Source organism: Exiguobacterium sp. SH31, from assembly GCF_001816105.1.
In the GTDB taxonomy this organism is placed as follows: domain Bacteria; phylum Bacillota; class Bacilli; order Exiguobacteriales; family Exiguobacteriaceae; genus Exiguobacterium; species Exiguobacterium aurantiacum_A.
In genome coordinates, this window is the sequence record NZ_LYTG01000002.1 from 73,124 (window position 1) to 83,910 (window position 10,787).

Genomic DNA, 10,787 nt, shown 5'->3' on the forward strand with positions numbered 1-10,787 from the left:
TCGATTCCACCATTTTTGAAGCGTTGGACTGCCAAATTTTCGGGAAGCACGGTTTACAGAATCGTAAGCGCTTTCTATAATGATGATAAAGGTTTGGTTTAAGGAGGGGATCGCGTGAACGTGTCTGATTTACTCCGACGTTACTCGATTGACGAACCAATCATCTATGTGAAGAACCTGCACGGGCAGTGGGTCAAGCTCGAACATCTGCCGCCCTACACCATACTTGAGGTCGAGACGACGGACGAGACCATCGAAGCGCTCGCTATCGACGCTTACATGGCGCTCACTGTTTGTCGGGAGACGTCGTCACTCGAAGATGCGCGGCCTTACGCGGTGCGTCTGCAAATTCGAGAAAAAACCGCAACCCGTTGAGGTTGCGGTTTTTTATTTAGGCTGCTTTTTCCGTCTCGTCGTCTTGTGGTTCGGTCCGTTTCGCATAATACATGAACGGCGTGGCCATCCAAGCGATGATGAACTTCGCGACATACGTCGTGACGAAAATGTTCCACCAGATATCCCATTCCATTCCCCAAAAGGCGATCGTACAGAACGTGAGCGTATCGATCAACTGTGAGACGACCGTCGATCCAGTCGTCCGGAGCCACAGTTTCTTCTCACCCGTTTTCGCCCGAATCTTCGAATAGATGAAGACGTCGAACAGTTGCGAGACGAGGTACGCCGCGAGACTGCCGAGCGTGATGAGCGGGAGCATCGAGAACAATGCCTTGAAGCTCTCATGCATGTAGAGCGCTTCTTCGAACGGTTCGTAAAGCAAGGCGAACTGCATGAGTACCGTCGAGACGATCAAGATGAAGAAGCCGAGCCAGACGCCTTTGCGGGCGGCGTGACGGCCATGTTTCTCGTTCAAGATGTCTGTCGCTAAATAAAGGGAACCGTAGACGATGTTCCCGAGTGTGAAGATGAAACCACCAATCACAATCTGCTGCGTCACTTGGATGTTGGCGACGACCGAGGCCATCGCGATCCAGGCGTACAGTCCGACCCGTCCGAACAGTTTATAGCTGAGGACGAGCAGACCGAGCGTGAGCAGGGCAGAAGGGATCCATAACCATTCATTCAGCATCTGTCATGCTCCTTCCAAAAAAATCATTCAATTCAACTTTTCAAGTTTATAGAGGAACCGTAAACGTGTCAAGACAGTATCCATGACTGTAAGAAAAAAGCCCTCATCCGAGTTTGGATGAGAGCAGCCTATGTAGTTGATAAATGTCACACACCACTTAGATAAATAGCGATGCCTTTTATGTTCGATGACATGCTATTCAATTGGGTCCGGGCTTCTTCCCAATAAGCCCAATCGTCAGTCTCTAAAAACTGCGTCAACCCCTCACTGACGGCTGTGAGTTCGTTCAATACGCTGGTCAGCCCTTCACGGTCGATTCCTGACGCGTCAGATGCGACAAGGTGATCGAACGCCGGGAGAATCTCATCAATGTCGGCACGGACGGATTCGAGATCTTCCCGGTTACTGTCGATTTGCGTAGAGATTTCGTCGAGCGGGCGGTCTTCACAAGACGTCTCACAGGGGAAAATCGTCTGCTCTGATTCACGCAACGCGCCCAGCGTGTCACTGCTCAACGACTGAAGATATCCTAAAAATATGGTGACTTCTTCTTCGGTCGGGACTGGCTCGGAGAAAGGTTGCGTCTCGGATACATCGATTACGACATTTTTAGTTTTCGGAGGTGAGTCAGGCGGACGATTCGTTGTCTATTGCGTACAAGAGGCCAACAAGGCGACGGCGGCTAGAAGTGTGATGAAACGTTTCATATCTAGTCTCCTTTACACATGTTTGTTAATCATTATACCATTCCCTGAAATATCCAGTTGATGCATCCGACGAGAATCGAACTCGTGCTGCAGCATTACCATTTCTCGAATGGGTTTTCGTGGAAACTTGAAAAGGCTTGGCGTTGCGCCGTTTTGTCGAATAACTTGTAGAAAATTGTAAGATAATGGTGAAATAAATTGTGAATCTACCTCTGCATCGTGGGTAGGTGTACACGAAACTGTGCACGAAATCAGTAGCCATAGACCTCTAAAAATTGTTTGACAGTGACTGGGTTAAAGTCCATGTCTTCATAGAATGTATCGACATGCATCAACACCTCGTCGTATCTATCGAGGTTCCAACCAGGGCTTTCCTGCATATCGTTGTATTCGAGAAGTTTTTCTTTTAATGAGTCAAGCCTTGCGATTGCGCCACTCAATTCTTTGGCCGCTTTAGCGTCAGCAAATGAATTTGATGCAATAACCGCTTGCTCCCTTGTGGAATCTACGATTGTTAATGCGTAGTCAGCGGCGATGTGGTCTGCATCCATTGAGATGTACACTGAGTCGACGATTGACCGAATCTCTTCTGTAAGCTCCATAAACCCTAGAATGACAAACTCTGCGCTTTGCAAAGCCTCAGGGGATTCTTCATTGACGATAGGTTCACCGTTTTCTAGAGTTGACCCTTCGACGTGATAATCTTTCGGTAGCACTGTATCACCAAGAAGAATTTTGAACAGTCGTTTTTTACGTGTATTTTCTGCATACTCGATCGGTTCTTCCCAACTCTCCCACGAGTCAGCGATCAGCATCGTTTCTAGTGAGGATCGTGTCGATAACAATTCTTGTTGGAGCTCATATAACTTTTGCGTATGCAATTCTTCCGGGTCTTCTTCGGCCATAACTCGCACAATCTCGGAGCCGCGGAACAATTCATTGCGCGTTTCCTCGATCACATCATTCATAGCGTCGAATTTTGATTCAATCTCACTCAATGGTTTAGCGCACGGCGTTTCGCAAGATGAAATCGTACCTTTAATTAACGTTAACGTCGCGTTGGCTCGCGAAATGATATCGGTCAACTCTTCGTATTGCATCTGGTAAGCAGATGGCACGCCGTTCGGAATAGAGGCTACCGAGTAAGGCCCGAGTTCAATCACTTTGCCAGATTCACTGTCAACATCTCCAGCGGCGACGGGTTCTTCGACTATTTTCGCGACGGGATCCTGAATATCGTCAGGCTGAAAATAATACAAAGCGAAAAGCAAAATAATCGAAGTGGCCAACACTATATCAATTTTGCGCGTTGTACGCTTATACTTATTTTTTTGCTGTACTGTATCCATGTATTCATTCTTACGTTTCCAAAAGTCGTGTTTGGCGACCCCTACAATTACTCCGATTGTACCCACGAATGCTATTGCGTAATTGAATAACGATCCCACAAGTCCACTCCTCCAATTCTTCGACTCCATTGTAGCACCTATACTACATATACCCATATTTGTTAAATGAAGTATCTAATTGTAATTAGACACCAATATGTAATTTTAATGGCGGTTTCGAAATAATAATGTTGTCTATTTTCGGAAGCAGCCGAAAGTGGATCGAGAAATCGGTTATAATATCACTTGAAAGGTGGGGGGAATATGAAAAATATATCAGCAGTGATTTTATTGTGTTGCTCTTTATGGATGACAATTTATTTGTATGGAGAATATGCTATTAGTTCTGTTAAATTTAATCCTTCTTTAGTAACATTCCCAGTAGCACTTTTTATATTGTCTATCATATTCTTTTTCACTTCTAAAGAAAGCTATCAAGCTAAAGAAAACAAATTGAATGACTAGTTAAGAGTTTAGAAAAGATTAGAGAATGCATCAAATAAGCGTCCTTAGGGGCGTTTTTTGTCGTCTGCCAAAGTTACATTCATGGCTACAATTCAACACGTGACATCGCATTACAAAGAGGTCACGTATAAGCAAATAATAATGTCGTTCCAGAAACAGACGGCCGATACGTTTTGGATGTTGATGGACGAACATTCTGTCAGGGATATCTGATTCATTCGACATCAATCGGAATCGTTCGACAAACGCCAAGTGTGCACAAACTGTCCACGGATAAATAAAAGGCACCTCCTGCAAGATACAGGAAGTGCCGTGAACCGCTTGGTTGAGCGGTATTCTTGATGCCTCCGACGAGAATCGAACTCGTGCTGCAGCATTACCATTGCTGAGGTCTGCCACTAACCTACAGAGGCGTTACAACTAGTATGTTACACAGTCTCGATTGAAAATTCAAGCTTTTTTAGAATAATAAGACCCCCGTTCTTCTCTTGATGAGAAGAGCGAGGGTCAAACAAATCATGCTTACTTCGTCCGGACCCAAACAGCTCCAGCCGAATTGTCTTTCGCTTCGCCGACGACGTCGACGACGAGTCCGTATTGTGGAAGCTTACGGCCCGCATCCGGGATGAGCGAGTTGATGTACGTATTGGCGTCATTGAACTGTTTCACGCCAGATTGCGCCTTGTAGTCGTAAATTCCGCGGCTCGGAGAATCGAGGTACCAAGCGAGCGTTTTGTCTAAACTGAACGCGGCGTCCGCGATTTGGTAACGCGTGCTGCCTGAAACCGTTTCTTTGCCGTTCAAGTTACCGACAATCGCCTCTGGATGTGAGTCGACGACTCCGAGGAAACCTTCGCCCGGGTGGATACCGACCCAGTTGTCCGAGAACGAGTCGTCGGCATACCAGACAACGAGACCGGTGTTGTACTTGACGCCACGGCCGTTCAAGAGACCCGTGTCAGCGCCTGCGTGGTTACGCCATTCGAGGTAGTAGTAGTGCGGTTTCGTGTCATAACCGTCCGACTTGACGAAGCCGTCGAGCGTGACCGCCTCAGCACCTTCCGCGTCATCTGCGAGAAGCGTCTGTCCGCCTGACGTGATCGCCAAGTTGTCGAGGGCGAATCCTTCAAGGGCGAGACCGCCGTCTGTCACGTATTCGAACACGATCTGGACGTCTTGACCGGCGAACTGTGACAAGTCGTACGATTTGTTCACCCAAGCGCCGTTTGTTGACTCGGCGTCATTTCCGGTGTTGTCGTCACCGTAGACGTCAAGGACGACTTCTTTGCCGCCGCTCAGTGCTTTGACGTACAAGTAGTCGTAATCATATTCGATCTCGAACCGTGTATCGAAGGCGAGTGTGCCGTCAGCACCGAGCTTGACGCTTGGTGTCACGAGTTCAGTGTGCAAGTTATCACCTTTTGTCGAGTAGTAGTAGTACTGTCCGAACTCAGGTTCAATACCTTTCACTTTCTTGTCCGGAAGGTTCACTTTCAACAACCCTGGGTTGTTCGATTTCGTCACCGATTGATCGAGTTTCGAGACGAAACCTTGCTGGGTGATGTCTTCAAGATCGACTTCCGTGATGTTGGCCCAGTTGCCGCCCATCAATTTTTGGAAGTATTCCTTGTTTTGTGGCGAGAAGCTCGTCGGCTCCGTTCCTGCCACTTTACCAGCCCAGCTGCCGCCGCTCATGATCGACCATGATTGGACCGGCTCGCCTTGGCCTGTGTACTGCGTGTCATATTCGTCAGGAAGACCGAGGTCATGACCGAATTCGTGGGCGAATACGCCGACCGCTCCGTCTTCAGGTTGGATCGTGTAATCGTATGCGGCCATTTTACCGCCCCAATATGGGACGTCAGCCGTCGTGTTCTCCACGCCATATACGCCATCTAGTACCCAACGGTGTGACCAGACCGCGTCGTCACCGAGGACACCGCCGCCCGCTTCTTGGCCGGTACCAGCATGAATGATCATCAAGTGATCGACCAAGCCGTCCGGTTCGTTGAAGTCGCCGTCGCCGTCGAGGTCATACAAGTCATACTCATCGTATTCGGCGAGGTCCATTCCTGAAGCGACCGCCGCATTCAACGTGTCTTTGACGAGTTGACGGGGACCTGGACCAATGTTGTCATTCCCGCCGGCCGGATTGTCACCGCCGTAGTCTTTCGCCGTACCTGGTACGGTCAACCATTCAGAGACGGTACCGTCGACCGTGTAGCTGCCGCCAGACTGTTCTTCATAATACTGTTTGAACGTCTGAACTTTCTCACCGTTGAACAGTTCGAACGACTTATCACCGAACATATACTGTTCGTAGTGTTCTTTGCTGAAATTGTCGCTATACATATAACCGGGATCTTGGACAATGTTGTTATGTTTGAAGTCGCTGTACTCGACGAGGAGGACGAGCACTTTGTCTTCACGGACCGCACCGTTATAGCCCGTTGCTTTGGCCGGATCGACTTTGATTTGGCCATTCGGTTTGCCTTTTCGATAGTTGCCTTGCCCTTTTTTCGCTTTGTCGAGGAGACGTTTCGATTCTTTTTCGAATTGGTTATGTATCTTCTCTTTCGCTTTCGCCGCTTTGTCATTCAATTTGTCATCATGTTTGTGGTCGTGGGCATCTTGCGCTGTACCTTGTTTCTTTTTAATATACACATCGACGGCTTTCTGTCGCTCTTTCGTTGAAAGCCCTTTTTTGATGACGCCACGCTTTTCGAGCGCTTTGGCGAGTCGATCCTCATCGATGATATTGTGATCGAATGGGGCGGTATTTGTTGCGGTTGGTAGCGGTGAAGCGACAAGTGGAGCGGCACCGACGGCCGGGATCGCACTGACGCTCATGACCGATGTCAGCGCGACGGCGAGCGTCGTGCGACGGATGGAACGTTTTTTCATTTGGACTGACCTCCTGTAAGAATAATGGGAAATTGTGTGAGCTTGATGTAAACGTTAGACTTGTGTCTGATTAATGTCAATATTCAGAAAATAATAATTATGAAAAATAAAAAAAGAGACTTTCGTCCCGATTAAGTCAAACTACCTAATCCGAACGAGTCTCTTTTTCGATATATCCATAATGAAACTTCGAGGTTTTGCGTGAAAGGCGCTTAAATCCATACTTTTCGAACGCCGGGCTCTCATAATGTGCTTTTAGGACAATTCTGTTTTTCGCAACGCGTTTGGCTTCTGAAATCAGTTCATCTGATAACTGCGCTTCGTTTGCCAACGCTCGTAACGGGTTCAGATGAACCGATTCTGAGATCGTTTTTTCGAACATCGGATCGAAATAGACGACCTCAAATTCGTCATCCGCACAATTTTTCAAATAAGTGAGGGCGTCGGTCCAAACGACCTCGATGCGTCGCATCGCTTCATTCAAAGCGTTCTCTTTCTCTTCCCAGACCGACATGCCTTCTTTGACGAGTGTCGCTGTGATGAATTCGCTCTCGAGGCCGACGACGCGACCGCTCGGGCCGACGGCGTGGCTCATGACGATACTGTCGGAACCGAGTCCGAGTGTACAATCGAGCACGCGGTCTCCGAGTTGAAGGTCGGCCGCATCGATCAGTGGGTCGTTGCCATCACGAAGCAGTTGCTTGACACGGAAGACCGAGCTTGATGGATGGAAGAAGAACGGCTCTTTGCCGCCGAGCGGCGTATACTCAACGCGGCGCTTATCGAAAACGAGGACGGCGGCACCGTGCCGGCTCATCAACGTCTCGATTGAATGCTTTCGCCGCGAGACGAACGGCACATCGTGTAGCAATGAGTGCTCGTTTGCCTTATGAATGATTGCTTCAGTCGGCCGTAGACAAGTTGTGACGATATACATCATTTAATCTCCTTACTTAAAAAATGAGACGCGGTGGCGTCTCATTTTTTCTTACTGAGTAGATCTGACAACTCGTCGATGAGCGCCTTGTTCGAGGCGAGTTCTTTCTTTTTCTCATCGTTCGGGTTGATCGGGCGTTTCGAGCGGGTTTGGAGCGCTTCGAGCGTCTCATCAATCGATGTTTTGAGCGTATCACGATCTTCCGGCTTAAGTGACGCTTCTTGTGGGCTCTCACCACTTGCATCAAGTTCGCGCAGTCGTACCATCAATTGTTTCGCTTCACGATTCAAATCGGATAACAATCTGTCAATTTGTTCCAAACGAAGTTTGATACCATCACGTTCTGTGAACATATGTTTCACCTCTTTTACGGTTTAACCACAAGGGTCTCTTCTTATTTACTTTACCATAATTTTCGGAAGACGAAACTACCGGGAATATATTCCATTTATTTTGACTTCGGGAAACACTGTTTCTCTATGCCCACACGAAGAACAACTGGTATACTAACTTAGCTAAAAAGGAGGTGGGCGGATGCATTCAACAAATCATCCACCAAAAGCGCTCAAAGGAGCCATTTTATCAATCACGACTTATTTAATTTTATCTGTCCTCAAAGTAGTCTTCGGCTATATTTACAATTCGGAAGCCGTGCTCGCTGACGGTTTCAACAATACGACCGACGTCATCGCATCAATTGCCGTCTATATCGGAATCCGTGTGGCGGCGACGCCGCGGGATGCTGAACATAAGTATGGCCATGCGAAGATGGAGACGATTGCGGCGCTCGTCGCTTCGCTCATCATGGTCGCGGTCGGGGTGTTCGTGTTACTGAACAGCATCGCTAATCTGCTCGCCGGTGTCTACGTCGAGCCGAACCCGCTCGCTGCCGTCGTCGCGTTCTTTAGTGCGATCGTCATGTACGGTGTCCATCGCTACAATTTGAACTTGGCGAAACAGACCAAATCACTCGCTCTGAAAGCGGCCGCGAAAGACAATTTGGCCGACGCCTTGATTTCAATCGGTGCGACGCTCGGCGTCTTGTTCGCTTACTTTAAGCTTCCGTGGATGGATACAGTGCTCGCGGTCGTCATCGCGGGGCTCATCATCCGGACGGCCATTCAAATCTTTCTCGATGCGACGCATCAACTGTCTGACGGGTTCCCGCCTGATCTCGTCGAGTCTTATGAAGAGACAATTCAACATTTCGATGCGGTCAAAGAAGTTCGAGAAATCAAAGGGCGTCACCTTGGCAACCACGTCATGCTCGATGTCACGATCGCCGTCGACGGCGCTTTGACCGTCGACGCGGCCCATACGCTTTGTGACGACATCGAACGGGAACTCGACAAACATCACGCCGTCGACTCGGTCCACATTCATATCGAACCGGTCTGATTCAGGTTATCTTTTGCGCTTAGTGACGCGGTTCGTATATAATGAATTTGGAAAGACGTTGGAATAACTGTTAAGGAGGGCACGGGATGAAAATCGTGCGTCAACCTATTCGCCAAATCGATGAGATCGAATACGAACATTTTCAGAAATATGGTCAAAGCTCATACGGCATGTCGGCCGAAGAACTAAAAGGTATTTTTGTCGAGATGGGGGCCGAGCATGTGTACATGGCCGACGAACATAGTTATGGCGAGGATTTTTACTACGACCTCGTTCAAGACGGACAAATCGTCGGTAAAGTACTGCTTTTCAAGCTAGCTCGCGTCTATCAGCTCGATTTGATGGTGTTTGACCCGTATAAAGATAAAGGCTATGCGACAGAAGGATTACGCCTTGCGCTCGAACAGTCCGATTTAAAAGACGGTCACACCGTCCGCGCCGGCATCCCGCCGACGAGTCCGCATCAAGAAGCGATGCGTCGCGTCCTCGAACAGAACGGCTTCGAGAAACGCAACGGACTTTACTATTTAAACTTTAAAAAACGATACGTGATGAACCACTGAACTGACGGCGTCTAGCGCGTCAGTTTTTTCGTATGGAGGGTTTTTGGATGAAACAAGTGACGATTAACGACATCGCTAAACTCGCCGGTGTTGCCAAAAGTACCGTTTCCCGTTATTTGAATGGGGGATCGGTCGGGAAGGCGACTCGTGAGAAAATCGAGCGGGTCATCCGTGAGACGAAATATGAACCGAACCAGTTCGCCCAAAGTTTGAAGTCGAAGCAGACGAAGATAATCGGCGTCATCGTCCCACGTCTCGATTCGTATGCGGCTTCAAGGACGATGATGGGAATTGATGAACGCTTGACCGAGCATGGTTATCAGATGCTCGTCGTCAACACGGCCCAACAGACCGAGCGTGAGATCGAGCAACTGTATAACTTGGCCAAGCAAAAAGTGGCCGGCATCATTTGGCTCGGGACGACCGTGACGCCAGCGCATCTACAGGCGATCGAAGCGATTCAAATCCCGGTCCTGTTGATTGGTCAGCAGCACGATGACGTGCATAGCCTCGTCTACCCGGACAATGAGTCGGCTTATGCGCTCGGGCGACAGTTCATGGAGTGGGGGCACCGGGACATCATCTATGTCGGGGTGGCAGAGGATGATATCGCCGTCGGACAAGCCCGTCGTGACGGATTTTTGAGAGCGTTCAATGAAGCTGGCGCCATCGTCCGTTCGATGACGACGACGTTCAGAATCGACGACGCCATCCCGATCGGTGAGCAGCTCGCGACCGACGTGACGGACGCGACGCTCGTCGTTTGTGCGACCGACAACATCGCGCTCGGTGTCTTGAAAGGGTTAGCGAACGGCGGCAAACGAGTGCCGGACGACATCTCGGTCAGCGGTTTCGGTGGGTACGATTTCACAGAAGTATTGCATCCATCGCTGACGACGGTCCACCTTCCATATCGGCGGACTGGTTCTCGTGCGGCTGACATGATCCTCCAGTTGCTGACAGGTGAAGCCACCCCGATGAAAACGTTCACAACTTTCGAATTAAAATTACGAGAAAGCGTTGACATGTTGATTTAAATCGTTTACATTTGTGTTGCGGAACCGGTTCCGCAACATTTTTTATTCGCTTTTGGAACCGGTTCGATAAATGATACGAAGCAATACATTCAAACATGGAGGTGGACGGATGAACACCGTACATTGCATTGGTGAACTATTGATTGATTGGGTTTGTGAAGACGCGTCGAGCGATCTCGTCAATGGGACGACGTTCGTGAAGAAAGCAGGTGGCGCACCGGCAAACGTGGCCGCCGTCGTCAGTAAACATGGAGGACGCTCAAGTTTTCTCGGGCAGGTCGGAGTCGACCCGTTCGGACAA

Annotated in this window: 12 protein-coding genes and 1 tRNA gene; 5 read left to right on the forward strand and 8 right to left on the reverse strand. The window is 48.9% G+C overall.

Annotated features, from left to right (window positions below):
• The first annotated feature begins 114 nt into the window (after positions 1-114).
• The gene (locus tag A6395_RS00640; RefSeq protein ID WP_233589672.1) at positions 115-375 is read left to right on the forward strand and encodes a hypothetical protein; all 261 of its coding nucleotides are present in this window, start codon (positions 115-117) and stop codon (positions 373-375) included.
• Positions 376-391: 16 nt separating this feature from the next.
• Here A6395_RS00640 and A6395_RS00645 read toward each other — a convergent pair whose 3' ends face one another.
• The 8 genes from A6395_RS00645 to A6395_RS00675 form a co-directional block, all read right to left on the reverse strand.
• A complete protein-coding gene (locus A6395_RS00645) occupies positions 392-1,087 on the reverse strand; it encodes a queuosine precursor transporter (protein WP_070327311.1) in 696 nt (231 codons plus the stop codon).
• Positions 1,088-1,233: 146 nt separating this feature from the next.
• Complete coding sequence (locus A6395_RS00650) at positions 1,234-1,602, reverse strand: hypothetical protein (RefSeq protein WP_071397446.1); 369 nt, start codon at positions 1,600-1,602, stop codon at positions 1,234-1,236.
• A 132-nt stretch (positions 1,603-1,734) separates the two neighbouring features.
• Positions 1,735-1,794: a lipoprotein gene (locus A6395_RS16230; protein WP_353647107.1), complete on the reverse strand. Its 60-nt coding sequence runs from the start codon at positions 1,792-1,794 to the stop codon at positions 1,735-1,737.
• Between the two features lie 251 nt (positions 1,795-2,045).
• Complete coding sequence (locus A6395_RS00655; RefSeq protein ID WP_159429434.1) at positions 2,046-3,143, reverse strand: hypothetical protein; 1,098 nt, start codon at positions 3,141-3,143, stop codon at positions 2,046-2,048.
• Between the two features lie 846 nt (positions 3,144-3,989).
• Positions 3,990-4,060, reverse strand: a tRNA-Thr gene (locus A6395_RS00660).
• A gap of 109 nt (positions 4,061-4,169) precedes the next feature.
• On the reverse strand, positions 4,170-6,551 hold the full coding sequence (locus A6395_RS00665; protein WP_071397448.1) for an immune inhibitor A domain-containing protein: 2,382 nt from the start codon (positions 6,549-6,551) through the stop codon (positions 4,170-4,172).
• A gap of 145 nt (positions 6,552-6,696) precedes the next feature.
• Positions 6,697-7,488 (reverse strand): class I SAM-dependent methyltransferase, encoded by a 792-nt coding sequence (locus A6395_RS00670; RefSeq protein ID WP_252100489.1) that lies wholly within the window; start codon positions 7,486-7,488, stop codon positions 6,697-6,699.
• A gap of 41 nt (positions 7,489-7,529) precedes the next feature.
• On the reverse strand, positions 7,530-7,841 hold the full coding sequence (locus A6395_RS00675) for a hypothetical protein (protein ID WP_070327307.1): 312 nt from the start codon (positions 7,839-7,841) through the stop codon (positions 7,530-7,532).
• Positions 7,842-8,022: 181 nt separating this feature from the next.
• On the opposite strand from A6395_RS00675, the gene A6395_RS00680 reads away from it, so the two are divergent.
• The 4 genes from A6395_RS00680 to A6395_RS00695 form a co-directional block, all read left to right on the forward strand.
• On the forward strand, positions 8,023-8,886 hold the full coding sequence (locus A6395_RS00680; RefSeq protein WP_071397450.1) for a cation diffusion facilitator family transporter: 864 nt from the start codon (positions 8,023-8,025) through the stop codon (positions 8,884-8,886).
• Positions 8,887-8,972: 86 nt separating this feature from the next.
• On the forward strand, positions 8,973-9,449 hold the full coding sequence (locus tag A6395_RS00685) for a GNAT family N-acetyltransferase (RefSeq protein WP_071397451.1): 477 nt from the start codon (positions 8,973-8,975) through the stop codon (positions 9,447-9,449).
• Between the two features lie 47 nt (positions 9,450-9,496).
• The gene (locus A6395_RS00690; RefSeq protein WP_071397452.1) at positions 9,497-10,486 is read left to right on the forward strand and encodes a LacI family DNA-binding transcriptional regulator; all 990 of its coding nucleotides are present in this window, start codon (positions 9,497-9,499) and stop codon (positions 10,484-10,486) included.
• Positions 10,487-10,595: 109 nt separating this feature from the next.
• On the forward strand, positions 10,596-10,787 hold a 192-nt coding region (locus A6395_RS00695; RefSeq protein ID WP_252100490.1), incomplete at its 3' end, for a PfkB family carbohydrate kinase.

Excerpts from the sequence above, each read along its gene's own strand:
- A6395_RS00690 (WP_071397452.1), top strand. The coding sequence starts at position 9,497 with ATGAAACAAGTGACGATTAACGACATCGCTAAACTCGCCGGTGTTGCC.
- A6395_RS00655 (WP_159429434.1), bottom strand. The coding sequence starts at position 3,143 with ATGGATACAGTACAGCAAAAAAATAAGTATAAGCGTACAACGCGCAAA.
- A6395_RS00675 (WP_070327307.1), bottom strand. The coding sequence starts at position 7,841 with ATGTTCACAGAACGTGATGGTATCAAACTTCGTTTGGAACAAATTGAC.
- A6395_RS00645 (WP_070327311.1), bottom strand. The coding sequence starts at position 1,087 with ATGCTGAATGAATGGTTATGGATCCCTTCTGCCCTGCTCACGCTCGGT.
- A6395_RS00685 (WP_071397451.1), top strand. The coding sequence starts at position 8,973 with ATGAAAATCGTGCGTCAACCTATTCGCCAAATCGATGAGATCGAATAC.
- A6395_RS00670 (WP_252100489.1), bottom strand. The coding sequence starts at position 7,488 with ATGTATATCGTCACAACTTGTCTACGGCCGACTGAAGCAATCATTCAT.
- A6395_RS00665 (WP_071397448.1), bottom strand. The coding sequence starts at position 6,551 with ATGAAAAAACGTTCCATCCGTCGCACGACGCTCGCCGTCGCGCTGACA.
- A6395_RS00680 (WP_071397450.1), top strand. The coding sequence starts at position 8,023 with ATGCATTCAACAAATCATCCACCAAAAGCGCTCAAAGGAGCCATTTTA.